Genomic DNA, 23,776 nt, shown 5'->3' with positions numbered 1-23,776 from the left:
CCGCCGTTCTCGACCGACCACTCCTCAGGTGCCGTGCTGCCGTACGTGTCGTGCGAGGACAGCGGGAAGCCGCAGTTCCGCCGCACCGGGACGGTATCCGAATCCGACGCGGACGAGCAGGGGTCGGCCAGCACGAACTCGCACGGGTCGCAAGCCGGTCGAGCCGACGCCTCCCGCTGGATTCGCCGAGCAGCTAGGTGCCGGAGATCCCGGTCAGGGGGACCAGCCGGTGGCGTCGTTCCCGCGGGCGCACTGCAGCGACCGGCCCAACTTCCACCGATCAGGAGGAGGCGGGTCCTAGCCTCGGCCCCCGTCGGCGCGCGGACGGCCGCGCCCACGGAGAGGGGGCTACCGATGACTCGGACCGCGGGAAGGCACGACGGGTTGCGCGCGGCCGTGGCGGGGCCGGTCCACGAGCCGGGCGACCCGGACTACGACGAGGCCCGCCGCGTCTGGAACGCCGACATCGACAGAAGCCCAGCGGTGATCGCCCGCTGCACCTCGGTGGCGGACGTCGTCGCCGCGGTCGCGTACGCACAGGCCGAGGGCCTGGAGATCGCCGTCCGCGGAGGGGCGCACAACGTCGCGGGCCGGTCCACCGGCGACGACGGCCTGGTGATCGATCTCAGTGGCATGCGGCAGGTCACGGTCGATCCGCGGCGCAGGCGGGCCCGGGTGGCGGGCGGGGCGCTGCTGAGCGACGTCGACGCGGCGACCCAGGAGCACGGCCTGGCGGTACCGCTCGGCGCCATCAGCCACACCGGGGTCGGCGGACTGACCCTCGGCGGCGGGATGGGCTGGCTGACCCGGCAGGCCGGGATGAGCCTCGACAACCTCGAGTCCGCCGAGGTCGTCGTGGCCGACGGGCGGGTCCTTCGCGCCTCGGCGAGCGAGAACACGGACCTGTTCTGGGCGATCCGTGGCGGCGGCGGCAACTTCGGCGTGGTCACCGAGTTCGAGTTCCGCCTCCACGAGGTCGGACCGATGGTGGAGTTCGGCCTGTTCTTCTGGGAGATCGAGCGCGGCGCCGACGCGCTGCGACACATGCGGGACGTGGTCGCCGGCCTGCCGAGGTCCTGCAACGGCTTCATCGCGTTCGTCAACGCGCCGCCGGCGCCGTTCGTCCCCGAGCAACATCATCACCAGCCGGGATACGTGCTGCTGCTCGGTGGCTTCGGCGATCCGACGGAGCATGCGCGCACGGTCGACCGGGTCCGGGCGGGCCTCCCGCCACTGTTCGACCACGTCACGACGATGCCGTACACGGACCTGCAGAGCCTCCTCGACGACGGCATGGCCTGGGGCTTCCACTGCTACGAGAAGAGCCTCGAGATCGACGACTTCACCGAGCCCGTCATCGAGGTGCTCACCGAGCGTCTGCCGCAGAAGACGTCCGCGCACACCGCCCTCGTGGTCTACCGGCTCGACGCGGCCTACGCCGAGGTCGGTGAGCAGGACACCGCCTTCGGCGGACGCCGCGAGCCCCGGTACGAGCTCTTCATCAGCCCGATCTGCCCGGACGCGGAGTCGCTCGTCGCGGACCGCGCGTGGGCCCGCGAGATGTGGGACGCCCTCCGCCCCCTCGGGCGCAGCATCGGCGGGTACGTCAACGAGATGTACGAGGACGAGGAGAACCGGGTGCTGGCGGCGTACGGCCGGGCGAAGTACGACCGGCTCGCACGGATCAAGGGCACGTACGACCCGGGGAACGTCTTCCACCGCAACGTCAACATCAAGCCCGCGTAGGGGACCGCGCCCGGCAGGGGGCATCGGCGGGAACCTGCCGGGTGCGGATCGGTCCGTGAGCGCGGAGTCGGATCAGTGCGGGGTCACATCGGCGGGAGCCCGCGCCAGCGGCGGCGGCGGGCGGCCCGGCGCGCGGAGGGCGGTGCGGCACGGGCGATGTGCAGCTGCTCCTCGATCGCGCCGATCATCGAGGCGGGGAACCTCGGGTCGGGATCGTCGGCCACGACGACGTCCACGACCCCGTGGCGGAGCAGGTCGATCGCGCGGATCTGCTGCCATTCGGCGATCTCCGGGGCCTTGTCGGTCGTGCCGTGCAGGATGGCGCTCGCTCCCTCGGGCGGGAGCGGAGTGATCCAGGCGTGCTTCGCGGCCACGGTGCGGTCCGCGGGGAGGAGGGCGAGCGCGGCGCCGCCGGTGCCCTGACCGAGGACGACCGACACGCTGACGGTCTCGAGCTGCGCCATCGTGGCGAGGCACTCGGCGATCTCCCGCGCGGTGCCCTGCTCCTCGGCCTCCGGGGACAGCGCCGCCCCCGGAGTGTCGATCACCGTGACGAGCGGGAGGCCGAGGCCGGCGGCGAGGCCCATGGCGCGCCGGGCCAGGCGCAGCACCCCCGGTCCCGGCGGGTCGGACCGCTGCGCCCGCCGGTCGTGTCCGAACAGCACGCACGGTGTGCGTCCGATCCGGGTCAGTGCGAGGACCGCCCCGTGCGACGCCGACGGCGCGTCGGTCGCGTTCAGCAGGGTCGTGTCGGTCGTCAGGGCGAGGAGCTCACGCAGCCCGGGCCGGTCCGGGCGGCGCGTCGCGGTCACGCTCTCCCAGGCCCCGGGGTGCGGCGCGCTCGGTTCCGCGGACCCTCGCGCCCCCCGGACGGCGGACGGCCGCGCGTCGAGCAGTCCGAGGATCCGGGCGAGGGTGTCGCGCAGGTTCTCCGGCTCGACCACGGCGTCGACGAGACCGCACCGGTGCAGGTGCTCGGCACGCTGGACGCCGTCGGGGAACGGCTCACCGTGGAGTGCGGCGTAGACCTTGGGGCCGAGGAAGCCGATCAGCGCCCCGGGCTCGGCGAGCGTGACGTGCCCGAGCGATCCCCACGAGGCCAGCACGCCGCCGGTGGTGGGGTGCCGCAGGTAGGTCACGTAGGGCAGGCCGGCGCTCTTGTGGTCCGCGATCGCGGCGGCGATCCCGGCCATGCGGACGAACGCCGGGGTGCCCTCCTGCATGCGCGTGCCGCCCGAGGCCGTGATGCCGATCAGCGGGAGGCGTTCGGCGGTGGCGCGCTCGACGGCCTCGAGGATGCGCGTCGCGGCGCCGGTGCCGATCGACCCGGCGAGGAAGGCGAAGTCGCCCGCGACGACGGCGACCCGTCTGCCGTGCAGGGCACCCTCCCCGGTCAGCACGGACTCGTCGGCGCCGCTGCGGGCCCGCGCGTCGGCGAGGGCGCGCCGGTACTCGGGGGTGTCCGCTTCCCGCGGGGGCGGGCCGGCGGGCGCGTCCCACGAGCGCAGTCCGTCGTCGAGCAGGTCATCGAGCAGATCGCGGATGGTGGTCCGGGTCGCGGCAGCGGCGGTCACGCGATCCGCCCGAACTCGTGCCGCACGGCGTCGCCGTGCTGGTCGAGGGCCGGGGGCGCCTGGTGCCGGCGGCGTGGCTTCTCGGTGTCGGTGGCGTCGAAGAACCGCAGGGGCGGGCCGGGCAGCGTCAGCCGGCCGAGGGTGGCGTGGTCGACGTCGACCAGCAGACCCTGGCTGCGGGTCTGGTCCCAGGCGTAGACCTCGTCGATCGAACGCACCCGGCCCGCGGGGACGCCGGCCCGGTCGAGCCGGGCGAGCAGGGCGTCGGGGGTGTCGTCGGCGAACGCGCCCTCGACGGTCTTGCGGACCAGGTCCGGGTGCTCGACCCGATCGCCGTTGGTCTGCATGCCCTCCGCATCCGGATCGAGACCGAACTCGGAACACAACCGCTTCCACAGACCTTCGCTGCCGCAGGAGATCTGCACGGCGCCGTCCCGGCACCGGAACAGCCCGTACGGCGAGATCGACGGGTGGTGGTTGCCGCGCGCGTGACCGACCTTGCCCGCGACGGTCCACGCGGTGCCCTGGAACCCGTGCACCCCCACCACCGCGGCGAGCAGGGAGGTGCGGACGACCTGTCCGCGGCCGGTGCGGTCGCGCTCGCGCAGCGCGGCCAGGACCCCGTAGGCGCCGTACATCCCGGCGAGCAGGTCCGCGATCGGGACCCCCACCCGTTGCACGTCGTCCGGCCCGGAGCCGGTCACCGACATCAGTCCGGCCTCGCCCTGGGCGATCTGGTCGTACCCGGAACGGCCGCCCTCGGGACCGTCGTGGCCGAACCCGGTCACCGACAGCACCACCAGCCGCGGGTTGAGCTCCAGCAGCCGCTCGACCGGGAAGCCGAGGCGATCCAGCACCCCGGTCCGGAAGTTCTCCACCAGCACGTCCGCGCGGCGGACCAGCTCGGTCAGCACCGCCCGCCCGTCCTCGGACTTGAGGTCGAGGGCGACGGACTCCTTGTTGCGGTTGGCCGACAGGAAGTACGTGGACTCCCGCTCGGCCCCGTCGGGCTGGAGGAAGGGCGGCCCCCAGCCCCGGGTGTCGTCGCCGCCCGCCGGGGTCTCGACCTTGACGATCCTCGCGCCCAGGTCGCCCAGCATCATCGTGGCGTGCGGTCCGGCCAGCGCGCGGGACAGGTCGACGACGAGGAGCCCGTCGAGGGGCTGCGCGGTCTGGAAGAGGGTCTCGGACATCAGCTGATTCCTGTCTGTTCCGGGGTGGGGGGTCAGAAGGGCACGACGAGCAGCGCCCAGCTGACGAGCGGGGCGATCACGACCAGGGACATGCCCCAGACCATGAGGCGGCGGAAGACCCGCTCCCGCTCCTGCTCGGCGCTGTTGGCCACGACCAGGGCGCCGTTGGTGGAGAACGGGCTGGAGTCCACGACCGAGGCGGAGATGGCGAGTGCGGCGATGAGCCCGACGGCGCTGACGCTGCCGGCCGCGAGGAAGGGCACGGCGAGCGGGATGAGCGCGCCCAGGATGCCGGTGGTCGAGGCGAACGCGGAGACCACGGCCCCGATCAGGCAGATGACCAGCGCGGCGAGCAGCGGCGTGCCGATGCCCGCGACGGAGTCGCCGAGCGCCTGGATGGTGCCCATCCGCTCGAGCAGGGCGACGTAGGTGACGATGCCGCCGATGAGCAGGACCGCGCCCCAGCTGACCTCGTTCACCGCGTCCTTGCTGGTCTTCGGGAAGGCCAGGGTGAGCACGACGGCCACGGTGATGGCGACGAAGCCGACGTCCAGGTCGAACACCAGCGCACCGAGGACCAGGCCGACGAGCCCGGCCAGCGTGCCGGCCTGCTGGATCCCGAGACGGGGACGCTCGGCGACCAGGACCGCAGGCTCGGCGGCCGCGGTGCGCGTGCCCGTCCCGCCCGTGGTGGAGCCCGGTCCCCCGGTCCCGTCGGACGCGGCGAGGACGGTGGGGCCCGACCCGACCAGCCCGTGCGGCCTGGCCGGCGGGTGAGTCGCGCGCCGGGACGCGTCGACGGCGTCGTCGCCGAGCTCGACACGCGGGCGCCCGGCGAGCTCGCGGCCGCCGAAGACCAGGAACGCGATCACGGCGAGCACGACGTTGAACCCGAACGTCGCCAGGAACAGCACGCCCGGGTCCGCGTCGAGGCCGTTGCGCGCCACGACCCCGTTGACGATGCCGCCGAAGATCCCGATCGGCGAGAAGCTGCCCGCCGAGGCGCCCTGCACGACCATGATCCCCATGAGCAGCGGCGAGATCCGGTAGCGCGCGGCGAAGCCGAGCCCGACGGGGGCGATGATCGCCACCGCCGCCGGGCTGACCGCGCCCGCCGCGGTGATGGCCGCGCAGACTCCGAACATCACCCAGGGGATCAGCACGACCCGGCCGCCGACGAGCCGGACGGCGACCGCCACGAGCCAGTCGACGGTGCCGTTGCGTTTGGCGATCGCGAACAGGTAGGTGACCCCGACGAGGATGACGAACAGGTCCCCGGGGAATCCGGCGATCACGTCGGAGGCGGACTCGCCCGCCACCGCGGTGCCCACGATGAAGGCGGCGACCAGCGCCACCGCACCCATGTTCACCGGCCTCAGCGTCGCGACGACGAAGACGACCGCGAGCACGAGCAGGGCGATCAGATCAGGACTCATGGTGTGTGCTTTCTGATCGACGGTGACCGGAAGGACGGGTCCTGCTCCTCCCCGCGGACGTCACCGACGGCCCGGAGGAGGAGCAGAGGCTCAGTGGACTAGCCACTGAGTCACTGAGACTGGAGTATGCTGCCCGTGGTGTCAAGACGTGGGGGTGGTCGATGGCGGTGAGGAGCGGCGCGCCGCGCTCGGGGGCGTTGCGCCCGATGAGTCGCCCCCGCCTGTACGAACAGCTCGTCGGGCAGTTGCTCGAGTACATCGCCGAGGAGGGGCTGGCGGTCGGCGACCGCCTCCCCGCCGAACGGGAGCTGGCCACGCAGCTGCAGGTCAGCCGGGCCTCGGTCAGCCAGGCCCTGGTGGCGCTGGAGGTGCAGGGCGTGGTCGACGTCCGGCACGGGGACGGGGCCGTCATCCTCGACATCCCGCCCGGCAGACAGGTGCTCACCGCCCTGCGGGCCCGCCGCCGCCGGCTGCAGGAGGTCATCGAGGCGCGCGAGGCGATGGAGGTCAAGCTGGCCGCCCTCGCGGCGGCGCGCCGGGACGACCACGACCTCGCCGTGATCGACGAGGCGTTGGCGCACATGGAACGCGAGATCGAACGGGGTGAGCGCGGCACGAGCGGCGACGAGCGTTTCCACGCCGCCGTGACCGCGGCCGCGCACTCGGGCCTGCTCGGCGACCTGATGGCCGAGATCTCCGAGCTGATCCGTGAGTCCCGGGTCGAGTCGCTGGCGCAGCCCGGACGGCCGGAGGAATCGCTCCGGGCGCACCGCGCCGTCGCCGCGGCCATCCGGGCCGGCGACGCGGAGGCGGCCGCCCGCACGATGTCCCGGCACATCGCCTCGGTCTCGGACGTCGGGCTGCTGCGGGAGACCTGAGCGTCGCGTGCGCCCGGGCACCCCTCGGGACGATCGTCGTGCCCGGGCCGCATCGATCGGCCGCTGAGGCGCGCGCTACTCCGGGTCGGACAGTGTCTGCGCGGCCTGCAGGAGCGCGGTGACCCGCGCGTCGTCCTTGTCCTGGGGCATCCGGCTGATGGTGCCGATCAGCGCGATGGTGGCTGTCAACGAGCCGTCGACCCCGTGGATGGGCGCGGCGATCCCGCGCAGCCCGTCGCCCGACGCGTCGCTGATGGCGATGCCCGAGCGGCGGATCTCGGGCCGCTTGGCCAGCAGGGCGTCCCGCACGGTCTCGTCCAGGCCCTCGAGGGCGCGGCGGAGGGCACGCTCGTCGGTCAGGTGGGCGAGGAACATCTGCCCCTGCGCGGTCACGATCGGGAGCGTCGATCCGACGGCGACCGAGATCCTGATGAACCGGCTCTGCTCGTCGTGCACGCGGGCCACGAGCGGTCCCCGGCCGCCCCAGATCGACAGCACGGACGTCTCGCCGACGGCCTCGGAGAGCCGCCCCATGACCGGGTCGGCGCGGTCGAGCAGCGGAAGTCGGTCGAGGGCGAGCAGCCCGACCCTCGACAGTGTGGGGCCGAGCGCGTAGCCCTGCCCGGGGCTGTGGGTCAGCAGCCCGTGCTTCACCATCGCGGCGAGGTAGCGGTAGGTCGTCGAGCGGTTCAGGCCGAGCTGCGAGGTGGCGTAGGCGAGGTCGATCCGCGAGCGCTCGTGGTCGAACAGCTCGAGGACCCGCGTGAAGCGGGCGAGGACCTGCAGGTCCCGGCCCTCCCGCTGGCTCCCGCCGGCGAGACCCGCTGGTTCGGCCACGCTCACTGCACCCCCGACCTCGACGACGTCGTGACAGCATGCACGAGGCCTCGCCCGGACCTCGCGTCGTCCGTGGTCCGTGGTCTCAGGGCGTGTCCGTCGCGACCGCGGCGAACATCCGGGAGGCGACGTCGAGGAACCGGTGTTCGAGGTCCTCGGGCTCGATCCCGAGCTCGTCGGCGAACCGCTCCGACAGCAGCCCGAAGCCGTAGGACATCGAGGCGTAGACGGCGTACAGCGCGGCGGGGTCGTCGACGGCCGGCTCCGGGTCGAGGCGGCCCATGGTCGCGCGGCGCGTGGTGAGCGTGCGGACCGTGCGGTCGTGGTCGAGGACGAGCAGGACGATCAGCCGGATCGCCTCCCGGTACCGCAGCGACGCCCCCAACGACGTGGTGAGCCACTCCGCCGTGTCCATGTCGGCCTCGCCGGGCACCTCGTCCCGGGGCCGCGCGATCTCCCGCTTGGCCGCGGCGCGCAGCAGCTCCTGGCGGGACCCGAAGTAGTGGTAGACCAGCGCCCGGTGGACGTCGGCGAGATCGGCGATCTCGCGCAGGTTCATCCCGTCGAGCACGCCCCGTTCGCGGAGCAGGTCGACGGCGGCGTCGACGAGGAGCTGCTCGGTCGCCGCCCGCGACTGCGCCGGGCGGCCCCTGCGGCCCTTCCCGGGGTCCGGTCCGTCCGCCGCTGGATCCGGCACGACCGCCTCCTCTCCCCGCACGCGAGCGCCACCGTACAGCCGGCCGGCCACCGGCTCAGCCGCCCGGTGGCGCGGCGACGGCGTCCCGGCCGCGGAACAGCGAGTCCGGGCTCCGGCAGGTCAACCCGCCGTCGACGACGAGCTCGGTCCCGGTCACGTACGCGGCGTCGTCCGACGCCAGGAAGGCCACGGCCGCCGCGGCCTCCTCCGGTGAGCCCTGCCGGGCGAGCGCGGGCAGTGCGGCCCGCCAGCCGAGGGTGCCGCCGTCCGTGCCCTGCTCCCGCCGGGACATGGCCGACGCGATGAGGCCCAGCACGACGGTGTTCGCGCGGATCCCGCGGCTGCCGAAGCGGACCGCGATGTGGCGGGCGAGCGCGAGCTGGGCCGCCTTCGACGTCTCGTAGCTCAGCGCGAACCCGTTGCTCCAGGCGCCGGCGACCGAGCCGACGAACAGGAACGCCCCGCGCCCGCGCTCGACCATCCCCGGCAGCGCCCGCTCGGCCGTCACCCAGTGGCTGCGCACGTTGACGTCCATCGCGAGGTCGTACTGCTCCACGGTCTGGCGGCCGATCGGTCCGCCGCCCCCGATCCCGACGTTGCACACCACGACGTCGAGCGGTCCGAGCCCGGCGACCGCCCGGTCGACCGCGGACCGGCACGCGTCGAGACCCGCGGCGTCGGGTGAGCCGGGCGATCTCGGCCTCGGACAAGCCCGTCTTCCGGCCGATGATCGTGTGCTGGCCGAACTCGTGGACCGAGCCGGTGCGCCGGGCACTGCGCAGGATCATGATCTCGCGCGCCCGCGGGTCGAGCCGGTACCCCTTGAACCGGAACCGGTTTCCCAGCGACACCGCCTTGTCCATGAGCTCGGGGTTGTGGGCGAGCGTGCGGAAGATGTTCAGCGGCTCCGCGCCGCGCTGCAGGTCGGTGCGCATCCGGTCGCCGGGCGGGACCGGGGCGAGGCGCGGGCTCACGCCGACCAGTGCTCGATACCGGCGTCGGCGAGGGCCATCGCGCGGGCGGCCTCGATGTCGAAGTGGTTCGACGCCACGATCCGCTGGGCGTACAGGCCGCCGCCGGACAGCACGTTCGTCGCGGCGTGCCAGCCGCCGTACGCGTCGGCGGTGTGGTCGCGGATCGCGTGGAAGATCCGCAGCCGGTTCTCCGCCGGCACACCCGAGCGGCCCTGCATGTACTTGCGGACGTCCCCGCCGGTCTGCGGGTTCTCCAGGTCACCGATGGTGGGCGCGGTGAGCAGCGACCCGCCCGCGATGTCGTGCAGGTGCCGGACCATGAGGCTGTAGTTCGCCGCACCCTGGTACTTGGCGGCGTTCGTGTAGAGCTCGTTCGGGTGCACGAAGCCCTGCGGGGTCACGACGGCGTTGTGCAGCGCGGCCTCGAGGCCGGCCCGCAGCATCGTGGCGTGGATGATCATCTCGGCGAGCTTGTCCTTGATGTGCGCCACCCCGAGCAGCCCGTTCGCGTCGGCGATCAGGTGCGCGAACCCCACGAGCAGCTCGGCGTTGCGGGTCATCTGCGACACCCCGCCGATGCGCTCCCACAGCCCGAGCGAGTGCGCGAACACCGCGGCGTACTGCGGGTCCCCGTCGAGGAAGACCCGGTCACGGGGCACGAACACGTCGTCGAACACCACGAACCCGTCCGGCATGTGGTCGTGGCTGGTGTGCGGGAAGTGCCGCACGTCCTCGCCCCGCGGGGCGTAGGAGGAGTTGATGATGCGGACGCCGGGCGCGTTGACCGGGATCGCGCACGCGATCGAGTAGTCCCCGGCCTCGGCGCTCATCCGCTTGGTCGGCATGACCATCAGGTCGTGGCCGTAGGAGGCGCCGGTGATGTGCAGCTTCGCCCCGCGAACGACGACGCCCTCGTCGCACCGGTCGACCACGCGCACGTAGGCGTCGGGGTCCGTCTGCCCCTGCGGCGGCCGGCCCCGGTCGCCCTTCGCGTCGGTGATGCACTCCGTGATCCGGATGTCGGTGCGCTTCGCCTGGTCGTGGTAGCCGAGGATCGCGTCGACGTGCCCGGCCCCCGCCTCCGCCAGCCGGTCCGCCGCGGTGAGCAGCGCCATCAGTGACCCGAAGGTCACCCGCGTGACGATGTCCGCCTCGCTCAGCACCGGGATCAGGTCCCGCAGGTCCCCGGGGCTGCGGGGCGGGGTCATCAGCAGATTGACCGCCCCCGGCTCCGGGTTGTGGAACCGGTCGTACGTCGCCGCGGTCAGCTGCGCCGCGGTGCCCATGACCGGGTGCTCGGGGATGTTCTTCACCTCCTCGCCCTCGAAGAAGGTGACGCGCCCGTCGTTCAGGGACGCGAGGTACTCCTCACCGGTCAGCACGGGACAGCTCCTCGCTCCGTCGGTCGGCGGCTGGACGCGACGACCGGCCGCGATCACCGGTGGCGCACCTCGACCCCTGTTCTACGTAGCGTTTGACAGAGTGTCAACGACTCCTTCGACGAAGTGCCGACGTGCGTCCCGTCGCCGAGGACCCGCACGGCGTCGTCGATGCCCCCGTTGACAGTCCTCAACTCCTGAACCAATATCTTTAAAGTCTGAAGTGATTGAGATCATGGAGGAGGCCCAATGGCGGGCGACGACCTCGTCGTGGATCACCTGTCGGTGGTCTTCCGGTCCCGCACCGGCACCCATGCCGCGGTCCGGGACGCCTCGTTCCGCGTCGGCGCCGGCCGCATGGTCGGCCTCGTCGGCGAATCGGGCAGCGGGAAGACGGCGACCGGGCTGGCCCTGCTGGGTCTGCACGACCCGGCGACGACGACGATCGGCGGCGGGGCCCGTTTCGGCGACACCGACCTCTTGCACCTCTCCCCCGCGGCGGCCGACCGGCTCCGTGGCTCGCTGGTCGGGATGATCTTCCAGGACCCGATGACGGCCCTGAACCCGTTGCTCACGATCGGCACCCAGGTCACCGAGACGATCCGGGTCCACGAAGGACTGGACCGCCGCTCCGCGCGCGACAAGGCGATCGACGTGCTCGCCCGCGTGGGGATGCCGGACCCGGCGGGCCGGTACCGCCGGTACCCGCACGAGCTGTCGGGCGGTCTGCGGCAGCGGGCGATGATCGCCGCGGCCATCGCCTGCCGGCCGCGCCTGCTCGTGGCCGACGAACCGACGACGGCCCTCGACCTGACCATCCAGGCGCAGATCCTCCGCCTGCTCCGGACCCTCTGCGACGACGAGGGCATGTCCGTCCTGCTGATCACGCACGATCTCGGGGCGGTCGGCGCGGTGTGCGACGACGTCGTGACCATGTACGCCGGTGAGGTCGTCGAGATCGGGCCCACCGCACGCGTCCTCGACCGGCCGAGCCACCCGTACACGAGCCGGCTGATGGCCGCCCGCCCGCGGGTGGACGGCTGGGGCGAACAGCTCGACGTCATCCCCGGCCGGGTGCCGTCGCCGTCGGCGTCGCCCGAGGGGTGCCTGTTCCGGCCGCGGTGCCGGGAGGCGCGCGAGGAGTGCGCCGGGCCCCAGGAGCTCGTCGCCCTCGGACCCGACCGGAGCGTGCGGTGCGTCCGCGCGTCGGACCCGCGCGACTCCGTCGTCGTCGCCGGTGCGGGGGTCCGGTGAGCGCCCCGCTGCTCCGCACCCGTGGCCTGACGGTCGACTACCGGGTCGGCCGTGGCCGCCTCCGCGCCGTCGACCACGTCGACCTCGACCTGCACCAGGGCGAGACCCTCGCCGTGATCGGCGAGTCCGGGTCCGGGAAGTCGACCATCGCGAGCGCGCTGCTCCGGCTCGTTCCCGTGGCCGCCGGATCCGTCGAGTTCGACGGCCTGGACTGGGCGTCGCTCCGCGGCGCCGCCCTCCGGCGGGAGCGGCACCGCATGCAGTTCGTCCCGCAGGACGCGGGGTCTTCGCTCGACCCGCGCTGGCGGGTCCGGGAGTCGGTGGCCGAGCCGCTCGCCGTCGCGGGGACGTCGGCGCGGCAGGCCCGCGACCGGGCCGCGGCGATGCTCGACCGGGTCGGCCTGGAGGGACCGCTCCAGGAGCGGTTCCCGCACCAGCTGTCCGGCGGGCAGCGGCAGCGGGTCGCCATCGCGCGGGCGCTGATCTCGAAGCCGCGCCTGGTGATCTGCGACGAGGCCGTGTCCGCGCTCGACGTCTCCCTGCAGGCCGAGATCGTGAACCTGCTCGTGGAGCTCCGCGCGGAGCGCGACCTGACGTACGTCTTCATCACCCACGACATCGCCCTGCTGCCCTACGTCGCCGACCGGGTGGCGGTGCTCTACCTCGGCCAGGTCGTCGAGTCGGGTCCCGCGCGGGACGTGCTCGTCGACCCGCAACACCCCTACACACAGGGGCTGCTGTCCTCCCTGCCCGGCGCACACCCGGGCGGCGGGGCCGAACGACCGGTCCGCGGGGAGATCCCCGACCCGGCGAACCCGCCCACCGGCTGCCGGTTCCACCCGCGCTGCCCGGTGGCGGTCGACGGCTGCCCGCAGGTCGAGCCCGCCGTCGTCCCGGTGTCGCCGGCCCACTCGGCCGCCTGCCACCTGCTCGAACCGCGGTCCGCGACAGCGGACCCGGCTGTCCCGCTCCCGTCGTCCCTCCTCCGAAAGGCTCGATCGTGACCCTGTACCGGACAACGGCGTCCGCTGTCGTCAGGCGCGCGCTGCTCGGCCTGTTGGGCGTGGCCCTCCTCGTGACGGCTGCTTGTGGCGCACCGGCGCAAGGCGGTGGCACCACCGCCACCACGCTGACCGTCGCCGTCAGCAACAACCCGTCCTCGCTCGACCCACAGGCGGGCCCGTCGGGCACCGACCACGTGTCGCTCTACCCGATCTACGCGACCCTGGTGGAGTTCGACCCGAAGACACTCGTCGCCACCCCCGGACTCGCGGAGTCCTGGAGCTTCACCGACCCCACCACCCTCCGGTTGAAGCTCCGGCCGGGACTGAAGTTCTCCGACGGCAGCCCGTTGGACGCCAACGCCGTGAAGGCCAGCCTGGAGCGCTACCAGACCCAGACGAACAAGGCCGACCTGTCGAACGTCGCCGGGGTCGAGGCACCCGACCCGACGACCGTCGTGATCAAGGAGAAGACCCCGGACACCTCGCTCGTCCTCGTCCTCGCGGACCGCGCGGGCATGATCGTCGGCCCGACCGCCGCGAACGCCGACTTCGCCCAGAAGCCGGTCGGTGCCGGCCCCTACACGCTGGTCAGCTACAGCCCCGGCGATCGGCTCGTGCTCAAGCGGAACCCGAACTACTACGGGACGCCGCCGCCCATGGAGAACCTGGAGATGCGGATCATCACCGATCCCAAGGCCGCGGCCAACGCGCTGCTCTCCGGGCAGATCGACTTCGCCGACGCCCTCGACGCCAACGACATCCCGCAGCTGCGGAACAGCGGCAAGCTCACCGTCGAGAGCCCCGTCGGGCTCTACTTCGACATGATCTACTTCAACCTGGCGCAGAAGCCGCTCGACGACGTCCGGGTGCGCCAGGCGATCAACCTCGCCCTCGACCGCGACGACATCATCCAGGGCACCGTGAACGGCCAGGGCGAGCCTGCCCGTCAGCCGCTGCCCACCTCGCACTGGGCCTACGACAAGGCCAACGACTCCGTATGGCCGCACGACGTCGCCAAGGCGAAGCAGCTCATGGCCGAGGCGGGGTACGCGGGCGGGGTCACTCTGACCACCGTGGCGACCGCCTCGCCCTTGGAGATCCGGCGCAACGAGATCATCCGCTCGCAGCTCGCGGAGATCGGCATCGACTACAAGGTCCAGTCGATGGACACCAACCAGGGCGTCTCGCTGTACTTCGAGAAGCAGGGCACCAACGCCGCGCAGTACGGATGGTCCGGTCGACCCGACCCCGGCCAGACCTACAACCGGCTCTTCGCCCAGAACAGCTACCAGAACCCCGGCAAGGTGGCGATCCCGGGACTCGACCAGGTCCTCGCCCAGGCGGTCGCGACGGAGGACACCGCGCAGCGCGCCGCGGCCTACGCGCAGGCGGACAAGCTGATCGCCGACTTCGCCCCGTACGCCCCGCTCTACTTCCGCGGCGACGTCACGGCGTACTCGACGGCAGTCACCGGCTACACCGCGAGCTTGCTCGGCAAGCCGAAGGTCGCCTTCCTGAACAAGTCGAGCGGGGCCTGATGTCCACGGCACCTCCGGTGACGGCCGCGCCCGTCCCGCTGCAGCCGCAGCGGGACGGGGCGGCCCGGCCGCCCGGCCGTCGCGCCGCGGCGGCCCGGACGCTGGCGCTCCGGGCCGGCGCCTTCCTGGCCACCCTGGTGCTGGCCACCTTCGTGGCCTTCTGGCTGATCAAGCTCGTGCCGGGCGACCCGGCGACCGCGATCGCCGGCGAGAACGCCACCCCGGAGCGGCTCGCGGAGATCCGGGCACAGCTGGGCCTCGACAAGCCGCTGCTCGCGCAGTACGGGAGCTGGGCCGCCGGCGTCGTGCACGGCGACTTCGGGACCTCGCTGTACTCCGGCCAGAGTGTCGCGGGGCTGCTCGCGCAGCGGCTGCCCGTGACCCTCTCCCTGGTGTTCTGCTCGCTGCTCCTGGCCGTCGTGGTCGGGGTCGCGGCCGGCATCGTCGGGGCGGTCCGGAACAAGCGCCCCGAGGGCCGCGTGGTGACCGGCGCCGCGACGCTCGGCATCGCCGTCCCCAACTTCTGGCTCGGGCTGGTGCTCGTGACCGTGTTCGCCATCTGGAACCCCTGGTTCCCGGCGACCGGCTTCTCCCGCGCCGGCGACGGCGCGGGCGAGTTCCTCCGGTTCGCCGTGCTCCCGACCCTGGCCCTCGGCGCCGCCGGCGTCGCGGAGGTGGCGCGGCAGCTGCGGGGTGCACTCCTCGAGGTGTTCACCGCGGACTACATCCGGATGGCCCGCGCCAAGGGCATCTCCGGGACGGCGCTCCTCGTCCGGCACGCCCTGCGCAACGCCGGCGTCCCCGTGGTCACCGTGCTGGGCCTGCTCATCAACCGGCTCGTCGGCGGCACCGTCGTCGTCGAGGTCGTCTTCGCCATCCCCGGGATGGGCACCCTCGTCGTGGACGCCGTCAAGCAGCGCGACTACCCGGTCATCCAGGCGGTCGTGCTGGTCATGGCCGTGATCGTGCTGGTGGCCAACGCGATCGTGGAGATCCTGTACCGCCGCATCGACCCGAGGATCAGGTTGTCGTGACCACCACCGTCGACACCGTGACCGCACCGGCGACCCCGCGCGCCGAGGGCCTCCGGCGCGCCCTCGGCCGCTGGCGACACGAGGAGAAGGCCGCCCTCGTCGCCGTGGGCGTGCTCGTCGTCCTCGTCCTCGTGGCGGTGTTCGCGCCCCTGATCGCGCCGCACGACCCGAACGCGCAGTCCATCGCCGACCGGCTCGCCACCCCGTCCGCCACCCACCCGCTCGGCACGGACGACCTCGGCCGGGACGTGCTGTCCCGGCTCCTGTACGGCGCCCGGGCCTCGCTGGTCGCCTCCGTGCTCGCGATGGCGGTGGCCGTCCTGGTGGGGCTCCCGCTCGGCCTGGCCGCTGGCTTCGCGGGCGGGATCGTCGACATCGTCCTGCGGCGGGTCCTCGACACGGTGCTCGCCTTCCCCGCGATCGTGCTGGCGATCGGCGTGACCGGCGTCGTCGGGCCCGGGCTCGTGACGTCGATGTGCGCCATCGGCATCGTGTTCGCCCCGAGCGTCGCCCGGCTCATCCGTGGTCAGACCCTCTCGACCCGGGAACGGCTGTACGTCCCGGCCGCGGTCACGTACGGGTCCCACCCGCTGCGGGTCGCGGTGCGGCACGTCCTGCCGAACGCCGTCGCCCCCGTCGTCATCCAGATGTCCCTGCTCATGAGCACGGCGCTGCTCGCCGAGGCGAGCCTGAGCTTCCTGGGGCTCGGCGTCCAACCGCCGACCGCGAGCTGGGGGTCGATGCTCGGCCAGGCCTACGGCTACATGTCCCAGGCGCCGACGCAGGTCTTCGCGCCCGGCCTCGCCATCGTCCTGACGGCGTACTGCTTCATCGCCGTCGGCGACGCGCTGCGGCGCGAGCTCGACCCCCGCCAACAGACCTTCTGACCTCCCGCGACCCGATCTCCGCGACCCCTTCGAAAGGCGGCCCTGCGCATGTCCCTCGTGTCCTACGACGTCTCCGGTTCCGTCGCCCGGGTGACCCTGAACCGCCCCGACAACCTGAACGCGGTCAACGCCGAGCTGACCCGGGGTGTGGGGTCCGCGCTCGGCCGGGCCGTCGCCGACCCCGCGGTCCGGGTCGTGGTCCTCGACGCCGAGGGCCGCGCCTTCTGCGCCGGTGCCGACCTCAAGGACCCGAACACGCACTCGGGGGACGACCTGCTCGCCCACCTCGAGCCCGCCGAGGGCGGCGGCCTGGAGGCGGTCGCCGCCTGCCCCAAGCCGGTGGTCGTGGCGGCGCAGGGCTGGTGCGTCGGTGCCGGCGTGGAGCTCGTGCTCGCCGCGGACATCGCCGTCGTGGCGGAGGACGCCAAGTTCTTCCTCCCGCAGGTCGCCCTCGGCATCGTGCCCGGGGCCGGCGGCATGAGCCGGCTGCTGCGCAAGGTCGGGCCGACGTGGGCCCACCGGCTGGTGATGCTCGGTGAGAAGGTGCCCGCCGAGGTCGCGCTGCGCATCGGGCTCGTCTCGGAGATCGTCCCCCGCGACGCGCTCGCCCAGCGCGCCGCGGAGATCGCGGAGACCCTCGCCGCCGCCCCTCCGGCCGCGCAGCGGCTCGCGAAGGAGTCGTTGCTCCAGGCCGCCGACCTCCCGCTCGCCGCGGCACTGCGCGTCGACCAGTACCGCCTGTTCATGCTGAGCGACACGGCGGAGAAGAAGGAGCGGCACGCGGCCTTCGCGGCGGAGCGCAGCGCATGACCCCGCCTCCGCCCCCGGCGGGCCACCTCCCGTCGGGCATGGTCCTGCCGCCGATCGCGGAGCGCACGGTCCCCCAGGTCCTCGTGGACGCCGCGCACCGCACCCCGGGCCGCGTCGCGCTCCTCGACCGCACCGCCTCCCTCACCTACGGCCAGGTCTGGGACGTCGCCCGGCGCCGGGCCGCGGCGTTGCTCGACGTCGTCGGGGCCGGCGGCCGCGTCCTGACCATGACCGACAACACGGTCGACGGGGCCCTGACCTGGTTGGGGCTGGCATCGGGCGGCATGGTCGAGGTGCCGGTCAACACCGCCTACCGGGGCGCCGTGCTCGCCCGGCAGATCCAGGACTCGGCGGCGACCGCGGCCGTCGTCGAGGCCGAGTACCTCGAGCGCTTCCTCGACGCGGCCGAGGGCACCGCGGTGCGGACCGTCGTCGTCCGCGGCCGCGGACGCCCCGGGTCGGGCGGGATCACCGTCGCGGACGGGAACCTCCTCGACGACGCCTCCCTGCCCGCCGCGCTGCCCCCGGTGACCGGCACCGACCCGATGGCGCTGATGTACACCTCCGGCACCACCGGCAGGTCCAAGGGTGTGGTGGTCACCCAGGCCCACGCCTACACCTACGGTGCGCCGCAGCTCCTCGGCGCGGCCGGGCCCGAGGACACCGCCATGGTCGTCCTGCCGCTGTTCCACGTCGGCGGGCAGTGGGCCGGCGCCTACAACGCCCTCATCGCCGGTGGCGCCGCCTACATCGCGCCGCGGTTCGCCGGGGAGACCTTCTGGGAGGAGGCGCGCGAGCACGGGTGCACGTACGCGCTCCTGGTCGTGGCGATGGCGCAGTACCTCCACCAGCAACCGCGCCGATCCGACGACGCCGACAACACCTTCACCCGGCTGTTCGTCGCCCCGGTGCTCCGCGAGGCCGAGGAGTTCGCCGCCAGGTTCGACGTCGAGATCGGCACCGGGTACGGCTCCACCGAGGCCGGCACGGTCTTCACCGCGGACTTCGGAAAGGCGCGGCCGGGCGGCTGCGGATGGCCGCGCCCCGAGCTGGAGACCCGGATCGTCGACGCCGAGGACCACCCGTTGCCGGACGGCGAGACGGGCGAGCTGGTCGTCCGCACCTCGGAGCCCGCGATCATGATGCGCGAGTACCTGGGCCTGCCCGACGAGACCGCCCAGGCGTGGCGCGGCGGCTGGTACCACACGGGCGACGCCATGTACGTCGACTCGGACGGGCAGTACGTGTACGTCGACCGGCTCGGCGACGCCATCCGGCGGCGCGGCGAGAACGTCCCCTCGGCGGACGTCGAGTCCGTCCTGAACGCCCACCCCGCCGTCTTCGAGTGCGCCGTGGTCGGGGTGGCGGGCGAGTCCGAGCACGAGGTCCTCGCCGCCGTCGTCCTGCGGCCGGGCCACGAGCTCGACCGGACGGATCTGATCGTGTGGGCGGCGGAACGCCTGCCGCACTTCATGGTTCCCCGCTACCTCCGGGTCGTCGACGAGCTCGAGCGGACCCCGAGCGGGAAGATCCGCAAGCGGCCGCTCCGCGAGTACGGCGTCTCGGACGCGTGGGACCGCGAGGCGGCGGACGTGCACGTCAGCCGCCGGGGTGTCCGGATCGGTGGCTCGTGAGCGGCCCGATGGACGGCGTCCGGGTGATCGAGATGGCGCGGGTCCTCGCCGGCCCGACGGTGGCCCAGCTGATGGCCGAGTACGGCGCCGACGTCATCAAGGTCGAGCCGGCGCCGGCCGGGGACCCCGCCCGCGGGCTCCCCTACCTCCGCGACGGCCGGTCCGGCTACTTCATCCAGGCCAACCGGGGCAAGCGCAGCGTCTGCCTGGACTTCCGCTCGGACGAGGGCAAGGCGCTGATCCTCGACCTGGTGCGGCACAGCGACGTGCTGGTCGAGAGCTTCCGCCCGGGCGTCCTCGCCGAGATGGGGCTGGGCTGGGAGGTGCTCCACGGGGCCAACCCGCGGCTGGTGCTCTGCTCGGTGACCGGGCTCGGCTACGGGGGCCCGCTGTCACACAAGCCGGGCTACGACACCATCGGCGCCGCGATGTCCGGGGTCGCGCACGTCAGCGGGCCGGTCGGCGGTCCGCCGATGCTGCCCGGACCGGCGATGGGCGACGCCGCGACCGGCGTCTACGGCTTCGGCGGCGTCGCCGCGGCCCTGTTCCAGCGGGAACGGACCGGGCTGGGCGAGTGGGTCCAGGTCTCGCTGCTGGACACCTACATGGCCTTCCACGAGATCAACGTCCAGGCCTACAGCGGGTCCGGCGGCACCCAGGTACCCGAGGCGAGCGGCAACTTCCACGCGACCGTCTGTCCCGCGGGGTTCTTCCGGTGCCGGGACCGCTACCTGTTCGTCGCCTGCGTCTCGCCCGGGGACTGGCCCCGGATCGCCGCGGCGATCGGGCGCCCCGAGCTCGCCCGGGCACCCGGGTACGCCACCAACGACGAACGGGCCGCGCACCGCGAGGAGGTCAACGCGCTCGTCGAGGACTGGCTCGCGACCGTCGCCGATCCCGAGGAGGCCGTCCGCGTCCTCACCGAGCACCGCGTCGCCTGCGAGCTCATCCGGACCCTCCCCGAGGCCGTCACCCACCCGCACAACGTCGCGCGGCGCGTCGTCCGCGAGGTCACGGACGAGGTCTGGGGCTCGCTCACCGTCCCGGGCCTGCCGATCCGCTTCGCGGGCATGACCGAACGCGACCTGCACGCCCACGAGCTGGGCGCCGACAACCGAGCCGTGCTGCGCGAGATCCTTGACCTCGACGACGCGCGGATCGACGAGCTCGAGAAAGCACACGTCCTGCAAGGGCCGGCATCCCGGACCCCCGACCTGATCGAGGAGCCCTCGTGAACTACGGACTGTCGATCCCTCTCGGCGGCCGGACGCTGAAGGACCACGCCGCCGTCCTGGACCGGGCCGTGATGGCGGGCTACACGGACGTCTGGAGCAGCGAGGTCAACGGGCACGACGCCTTCACCCCGCTCGCCCTGGCCGCCCAGCGCTACCCCGGGCTCCGGCTCGGCACCGCGATCACCCCCGCCTACACCCGGTCGCCCGCCCTGCTGGCGATGAGCGCGGCGTCCCTGGCCGACTCCACGGACGGCCAGGTCCTCCTCGGCGTCGGCTCCTCGTCGGACGTCATCGTCGAGCGGTGGAACGGCGTGCCGTTCCACGACCCGTACGGCCGGGTCCGCGACGTCGTGACGTTCCTCGACCGCGCCCTCACGGGCGAGAAGGTCGACATGGAGACCCCGAGCTTCACCATCAAGGGGTTCCGGCTCGGCGTGGTTCCCCAGAACCGGCCGAAGGTGCTGGTCGCAGGCCTGCGGCCGGGGATGCTCCGCCTCGCGGGACGGCGGTCGGACGGGGCCATCCTCAACTGGCTCTCGCCCGACGACGTCCGCAAGGTCGTGCCCTACGTGTACGAGGGCCGCTCCACGGCACCGGAGATCGTCGCGCGACTGTTCGTCGTGTGCTCGTCGGACGTGGAGAAGGTCCGCGAGCACGCGAAGCGCGCCATCGCCGCCTACCTCAACGTCGACGCCTACGCGAAGTTCCACGAGTGGCTCGGGCGCGGCGACGAGCTCGCCGACATGTGGGGCGCGTGGCGGGCCGGCGACCGGAAGGCGGCACTCGCCGCCATCCCCGACTCGCTGGTCGACGAGCTGTTCATCCACGGCGACGCGGCGGCGTGCCGCGCGCGCATCCAGGACTACGTCGACGCCGGGATCACCACGCCGATGCTCGCCCTCACCAACCTCGACGGCGACGCGGCCGACCTCATCGACCAGCTCGGCCGGCGGGCCGGCGCCTCGACCGGCCCCGCGGTCGTCTCCGCCGGGACCGCGACGAAGCCCGTCGACCCGATCGTGGCCCAGGACCGGCAGCGGTGGGGTGAGCTCGGGTGGCCGCAGCCGACCGCCATGAGCGCCTTCATGTCCCTGTTCCGGACCCACGAACGGGTCCTCGAGGTCGTCCGCAAGGCCCTGAAGCAGCACGGGCTCTCGATCACCGAGCACTCGGCGCTCCTGCACCTGGCGATGGCTCCGGACCGCAGCAGCCCCCTCAGCCGCATGGCCGAGCGGCTGCTCATCTCCCCGGCCCGCTGCAACTACGTGGTGAACCGGCTGGAGAGCGAGGGCTGGGTCGAGCGCAAGCCGCACCCCGCGGACGGCCGCAGCACCCTCGCGGTGCTGACCGAGAGCGGCGCGGCGAAGGTCGACCGCTCGATCGCGGCGGTCGACGGGATCGACTTCGGCTTCCGCGGCACCCGGGAACAGGAGTTGAACGACCTCGTCGACGCGCTCGCCGCCTGCGCCCGGGTGGAGGAGGACGAGCTCACGGGGGACGCCGACCGGTCCGCGCCGGTGGCCGTCGCGGGGGACTGAGCCGCTCGCGGCGCCCGGTCTGTACCGTCGCGATCCATGACGACCGGGCCGTGGTGCGGACCGCAGGTCCAGGTGACCGTGGGCCGCCATGGCCACGGCGGGCGCGAGGCCGTGATCGTCCGGGTCGCCGGCGAGATCGACGACGAGACCAGCGGCCAGGTCCGTGCGGCCTACGCCGAGGCCTTCGCCGCGGGCCGGCCGACGGTCGTCGTCGACCTGACCGGGGTCACCCTCCTCGCCTCCTTCGGCATCGCCGACCTGCTGCTGGCCCGGCGCAGCGCGACCAGCACCGGGACGGAGCTGCGGCTCGTCGTCGGCGAGAACCCGCGGGTCCTCCGTCCGCTCCACCTCACCGGCGTCGCCGACGTCCTCGGCCTCTGCCGCGACCTCGACGAGGCCCTCACCGGGGAGCCGGGGTCGCGCGCGGGCTGAGGCGGTTGGAGCGTCGCTGACCGGGAACCTGTCGGCCTCGACGACACGGAGGTGCACGCATGAAGATCGGGATCGCCGTCCTGCGGGCCGTGATCGGGCTGCTGTTCCTGGGCCACGGGCTGCAGAAGCTGACCGAGCGGTTCGGCGGACACGGCCTCGCGCAGACCGCGGCGGGGTTCGAGAGCATGGGGCTGCGGCCCGGCCGGCAGAACGCCCTGGCCGCGGGCGTGTCGGAGGCGGTCGGGGGTGCCCTGCTCACCGCGGGTCTCGCCACCCCGGTCGCCACCGGCATGATCACCGGGACGATGGGCTCCGCCGTCTACCACGTCCACGGGTCGAAGGGGCCGTGGGCGACGCAGGGCGGCTGGGAGTACAACGCCGTGATCGCGGCCGCGGCGTTCGCGATCGCGGACACCGGGCCCGGCGAGCTGTCGCTCGACCACGCGCTGGGCATCGAGCGCTCGGGGTGGCGGGTCGCCGTGGCGCAGCTGGCGGCGGGGCTCCTGGGCTCGGCGGTCGTGGCGGCGCTGACGAAGGCGTCCGCCCCGGCCCCCGCAGCGAGTCCCGGCACCGACATGCCGGCCGCCGAGCGGGCGGACACCTGACCCGGCGCCCTACGGCAGGATCGAGTTCGGCCCTGCGAGCACGGAGTTCACGGTCACGCTGCTCCTCGTCGACGAGAGTGATCACCGACGGCCGTCACGAGACCGCCGATCAGCCCGCCGAGGGCGCGGTGACCGTGAGCAGGCGGGTCCCGGAGAGGTCGAGCCGCACCCGGCCGCCGCCGGTCCCGAACCGCAGCACGACGGCCGTGCAGGACGGGCAGCGCACCACCAGCGCGGGGGCGTCCGGGTACAGGTCGTGCGCGCGCAGCTCGGTGCTCGCCCCGCAGCCGCCGCAGGTGAGGACGGCGTCGGTGAGGTCGAGCGCGAAGAGGCCGCGCAGGTCGTCGAGCGTGGTCGCCATGGGTCGGTCCCGCCTCAGTCGCCGGCGTAGCGCTGCTCGCGCCACGGATCGCCGTAGTTGTGGTAGCCGAAGGTCTCCCAGAAGCCGGGCTCGTCGAACGACGTGAGCGCCAGCCCCCGCACCCACTTCGCCGACTTCCAGAAGTACAGGTGCGGCACGAGGAGCCGCGCGGGCCCGCCGTGCTCGGGCGCCAGCGGTTCGTCCTCGTAGGTGTCGACGACCCACGCCTGCCCGCCGGTCAGGTCCTCGAGCGGGAGGTTGGTGGTGTAGCCGCCGTCGGAGAAGGCGACGACGTACTCCGCCGCCGTCTCCACGCCCTCGAGCACGGTGTCGATCGAGACCCCGGACCAGTGGGTGTCGAACTTGGACCAGCTGGTCACGCAGTGGATGTCCACCGTGACCGGCTCGTGCGGCAGGGCCCGGAACTCCTCCCACGTCCACCGGTGCAGCCCGTCGACCTCCCCCTGCACCACGAAGTCCCACTCCTCGAGCGGGGTGTGCGGGGTCGGCCCGGCGGTGAGCACCGGGAACCCGTCCCCGATGTCCCGCTGACCCGGTGGCAGGCGCCCGTCGCGCCGCCCGCGTCCGTGGAACCCCCGCGACACCACCGCCATCGCCCGCTCCTTCCCTCGGAGCACCCGAGCATGCCGGGTGGGCGGGCCCGCCACATCGCGCGTTCGTACCAAGGACCCACCTGTCGGATCGCACAAAGGACAGGGTGGGGCGGGCC

General features: G+C 73.3%; 22 protein-coding genes. 13 read left to right on the top strand and 9 right to left on the bottom strand.

Annotated features, from left to right (window positions below; translation table 11 throughout):
- The first annotated feature begins 354 nt into the window (after positions 1 to 354).
- Positions 355 to 1,746 (top strand): FAD-binding oxidoreductase, encoded by a 1,392-nt coding sequence (locus PKE99_RS17450; RefSeq protein WP_037045647.1) that lies wholly within the window; start codon positions 355 to 357, stop codon positions 1,744 to 1,746.
- Positions 1,747 to 1,829: 83 nt separating this feature from the next.
- Here the strand turns inward: PKE99_RS17450 and PKE99_RS17445 are convergent, their stop codons facing one another.
- Genes PKE99_RS17445 through PKE99_RS17435 form a run of 3 tightly spaced genes read right to left on the bottom strand, consistent with a single transcriptional unit; the run spans position 1,830 to position 5,949 of the window.
- Complete coding sequence (locus tag PKE99_RS17445) at positions 1,830 to 3,320, bottom strand: carboxyl transferase domain-containing protein (RefSeq protein WP_037045645.1); 1,491 nt, start codon at positions 3,318 to 3,320, stop codon at positions 1,830 to 1,832.
- Complete coding sequence (locus tag PKE99_RS17440; protein ID WP_037045644.1) at positions 3,317 to 4,513, bottom strand: CaiB/BaiF CoA transferase family protein; 1,197 nt, start codon at positions 4,511 to 4,513, stop codon at positions 3,317 to 3,319. The genes PKE99_RS17445 and PKE99_RS17440 overlap by 4 nt, the downstream gene beginning before the upstream one ends.
- A 32-nt stretch (positions 4,514 to 4,545) precedes the next feature.
- Complete coding sequence (locus tag PKE99_RS17435; RefSeq protein WP_037045642.1) at positions 4,546 to 5,949, bottom strand: SLC13 family permease; 1,404 nt, start codon at positions 5,947 to 5,949, stop codon at positions 4,546 to 4,548.
- A 206-nt stretch (positions 5,950 to 6,155) separates the two neighbouring features.
- Between PKE99_RS17435 and PKE99_RS17430 the strand changes: the two genes are divergently transcribed.
- Complete coding sequence (locus PKE99_RS17430) at positions 6,156 to 6,827, top strand: FadR/GntR family transcriptional regulator (RefSeq protein WP_037045640.1); 672 nt, start codon at positions 6,156 to 6,158, stop codon at positions 6,825 to 6,827.
- 75 nt (positions 6,828 to 6,902) lie between these two features.
- Here the strand turns inward: PKE99_RS17430 and PKE99_RS17425 are convergent, their stop codons facing one another.
- The 4 genes from PKE99_RS17425 to PKE99_RS17410 all read right to left on the bottom strand — a co-directional run bounded on the left by PKE99_RS17425 (position 6,903) and on the right by PKE99_RS17410 (position 10,717).
- Positions 6,903 to 7,664, bottom strand: coding sequence for an IclR family transcriptional regulator (locus PKE99_RS17425; protein WP_197040616.1), 762 nt, complete (start codon positions 7,662 to 7,664; stop codon positions 6,903 to 6,905).
- A gap of 85 nt (positions 7,665 to 7,749) precedes the next feature.
- A complete protein-coding gene (locus tag PKE99_RS17420; RefSeq protein ID WP_051737414.1) occupies positions 7,750 to 8,361 on the bottom strand; it encodes a TetR/AcrR family transcriptional regulator in 612 nt (203 codons plus the stop codon).
- 55 nt (positions 8,362 to 8,416) lie between these two features.
- Positions 8,417 to 9,136, bottom strand: a complete 720-nt coding sequence (locus PKE99_RS17415; protein ID WP_081924132.1) for an SDR family NAD(P)-dependent oxidoreductase — start codon at positions 9,134 to 9,136, stop codon at positions 8,417 to 8,419.
- A gap of 195 nt (positions 9,137 to 9,331) precedes the next feature.
- Positions 9,332 to 10,717 (bottom strand): 4-hydroxyphenylacetate 3-hydroxylase N-terminal domain-containing protein, encoded by a 1,386-nt coding sequence (locus PKE99_RS17410; RefSeq protein WP_037045637.1) that lies wholly within the window; start codon positions 10,715 to 10,717, stop codon positions 9,332 to 9,334.
- Positions 10,718 to 10,963: 246 nt separating this feature from the next.
- Here PKE99_RS17410 and PKE99_RS17405 point away from each other — a divergent pair, with 246 nt between their 5' ends.
- From PKE99_RS17405 to PKE99_RS17355, 11 genes are read left to right on the top strand one after another with little or no spacing between them, the layout of a single operon-like run.
- A complete protein-coding gene (locus PKE99_RS17405; RefSeq protein ID WP_037045635.1) occupies positions 10,964 to 11,968 on the top strand; it encodes an ABC transporter ATP-binding protein in 1,005 nt (334 codons plus the stop codon).
- Complete coding sequence (locus PKE99_RS17400) at positions 11,965 to 12,972, top strand: ABC transporter ATP-binding protein (RefSeq protein ID WP_063739755.1); 1,008 nt, start codon at positions 11,965 to 11,967, stop codon at positions 12,970 to 12,972. The genes PKE99_RS17405 and PKE99_RS17400 overlap by 4 nt, the downstream gene beginning before the upstream one ends.
- Positions 12,969 to 14,510, top strand: coding sequence for an ABC transporter substrate-binding protein (locus tag PKE99_RS17395; RefSeq protein WP_037045633.1), 1,542 nt, complete (start codon positions 12,969 to 12,971; stop codon positions 14,508 to 14,510). The genes PKE99_RS17400 and PKE99_RS17395 overlap by 4 nt, the downstream gene beginning before the upstream one ends.
- Positions 14,510 to 15,544 (top strand): ABC transporter permease, encoded by a 1,035-nt coding sequence (locus tag PKE99_RS17390; RefSeq protein WP_051737412.1) that lies wholly within the window; start codon positions 14,510 to 14,512, stop codon positions 15,542 to 15,544. Before PKE99_RS17395 ends, PKE99_RS17390 begins: the two co-directional genes overlap by 1 nt.
- Positions 15,541 to 16,431 carry an ABC transporter permease gene (locus PKE99_RS17385; protein ID WP_156067578.1) on the top strand — a complete coding sequence of 297 codons (891 nt, stop codon included), beginning with the start codon at positions 15,541 to 15,543 and terminating at the stop codon, positions 16,429 to 16,431. The genes PKE99_RS17390 and PKE99_RS17385 overlap by 4 nt, the downstream gene beginning before the upstream one ends.
- Positions 16,432 to 16,479: 48 nt before the next feature.
- The gene (locus tag PKE99_RS17380; protein ID WP_051737411.1) at positions 16,480 to 17,241 is read left to right on the top strand and encodes an enoyl-CoA hydratase/isomerase family protein; all 762 of its coding nucleotides are present in this window, start codon (positions 16,480 to 16,482) and stop codon (positions 17,239 to 17,241) included.
- The gene (locus PKE99_RS17375; RefSeq protein ID WP_051737410.1) at positions 17,238 to 18,875 is read left to right on the top strand and encodes an AMP-binding protein; all 1,638 of its coding nucleotides are present in this window, start codon (positions 17,238 to 17,240) and stop codon (positions 18,873 to 18,875) included. Before PKE99_RS17380 ends, PKE99_RS17375 begins: the two co-directional genes overlap by 4 nt.
- Positions 18,872 to 20,110, top strand: coding sequence for a CaiB/BaiF CoA transferase family protein (locus PKE99_RS17370; RefSeq protein WP_051737409.1), 1,239 nt, complete (start codon positions 18,872 to 18,874; stop codon positions 20,108 to 20,110). Before PKE99_RS17375 ends, PKE99_RS17370 begins: the two co-directional genes overlap by 4 nt.
- Positions 20,107 to 21,648: an LLM class F420-dependent oxidoreductase gene (locus PKE99_RS17365; RefSeq protein ID WP_063739754.1), complete on the top strand. Its 1,542-nt coding sequence runs from the start codon at positions 20,107 to 20,109 to the stop codon at positions 21,646 to 21,648. Before PKE99_RS17370 ends, PKE99_RS17365 begins: the two co-directional genes overlap by 4 nt.
- A gap of 36 nt (positions 21,649 to 21,684) precedes the next feature.
- On the top strand, positions 21,685 to 22,080 hold the full coding sequence (locus PKE99_RS17360) for an STAS domain-containing protein (protein ID WP_051737408.1): 396 nt from the start codon (positions 21,685 to 21,687) through the stop codon (positions 22,078 to 22,080).
- Between the two features lie 59 nt (positions 22,081 to 22,139).
- Complete coding sequence (locus PKE99_RS17355) at positions 22,140 to 22,685, top strand: DoxX family protein (protein WP_051737407.1); 546 nt, start codon at positions 22,140 to 22,142, stop codon at positions 22,683 to 22,685.
- 109 nt (positions 22,686 to 22,794) lie between these two features.
- Here PKE99_RS17355 and PKE99_RS17350 read toward each other — a convergent pair whose 3' ends face one another.
- Positions 22,795 to 23,046: a DUF6510 family protein gene (locus PKE99_RS17350; RefSeq protein WP_037045631.1), complete on the bottom strand. Its 252-nt coding sequence runs from the start codon at positions 23,044 to 23,046 to the stop codon at positions 22,795 to 22,797.
- A 14-nt stretch (positions 23,047 to 23,060) separates the two neighbouring features.
- Entirely contained in the window at positions 23,061 to 23,660 is a 600-nt protein-coding gene (locus PKE99_RS17345; RefSeq protein ID WP_037045629.1) for a molybdopterin-dependent oxidoreductase, read from the bottom strand.
- Between the last annotated feature and the right edge of the window lie 116 nt (positions 23,661 to 23,776).

This window comes from Pseudonocardia halophobica (genome assembly GCF_027922425.1).
In the GTDB taxonomy this organism is placed as follows: Bacteria; Actinomycetota; Actinomycetes; order Mycobacteriales; family Pseudonocardiaceae; genus Pseudonocardia; species Pseudonocardia halophobica.
This window is presented reverse-complemented; position numbering and strand designations above follow the sequence as displayed.

Bases quoted from the DNA above. Each gene is read 5' to 3' on its own strand.
- PKE99_RS17450 (WP_037045647.1), top strand. From the start codon at position 355: ATGACTCGGACCGCGGGAAGGCACGACGGGTTGCGCGCGGCCGTGGCG.
- PKE99_RS17440 (WP_037045644.1), bottom strand. From the start codon at position 4,513: ATGTCCGAGACCCTCTTCCAGACCGCGCAGCCCCTCGACGGGCTCCTC.
- PKE99_RS17435 (WP_037045642.1), bottom strand. From the start codon at position 5,949: ATGAGTCCTGATCTGATCGCCCTGCTCGTGCTCGCGGTCGTCTTCGTC.
- PKE99_RS17430 (WP_037045640.1), top strand. From the start codon at position 6,156: ATGAGTCGCCCCCGCCTGTACGAACAGCTCGTCGGGCAGTTGCTCGAG.
- PKE99_RS17405 (WP_037045635.1), top strand. From the start codon at position 10,964: ATGGCGGGCGACGACCTCGTCGTGGATCACCTGTCGGTGGTCTTCCGG.
- PKE99_RS17390 (WP_051737412.1), top strand. From the start codon at position 14,510: ATGTCCACGGCACCTCCGGTGACGGCCGCGCCCGTCCCGCTGCAGCCG.
- PKE99_RS17380 (WP_051737411.1), top strand. From the start codon at position 16,480: ATGTCCCTCGTGTCCTACGACGTCTCCGGTTCCGTCGCCCGGGTGACC.
- PKE99_RS17375 (WP_051737410.1), top strand. From the start codon at position 17,238: ATGACCCCGCCTCCGCCCCCGGCGGGCCACCTCCCGTCGGGCATGGTC.
- PKE99_RS17360 (WP_051737408.1), top strand. From the start codon at position 21,685: ATGACGACCGGGCCGTGGTGCGGACCGCAGGTCCAGGTGACCGTGGGC.
- PKE99_RS17355 (WP_051737407.1), top strand. From the start codon at position 22,140: ATGAAGATCGGGATCGCCGTCCTGCGGGCCGTGATCGGGCTGCTGTTC.
- PKE99_RS17350 (WP_037045631.1), bottom strand. From the start codon at position 23,046: ATGGCGACCACGCTCGACGACCTGCGCGGCCTCTTCGCGCTCGACCTC.
- PKE99_RS17345 (WP_037045629.1), bottom strand. From the start codon at position 23,660: ATGGCGGTGGTGTCGCGGGGGTTCCACGGACGCGGGCGGCGCGACGGG.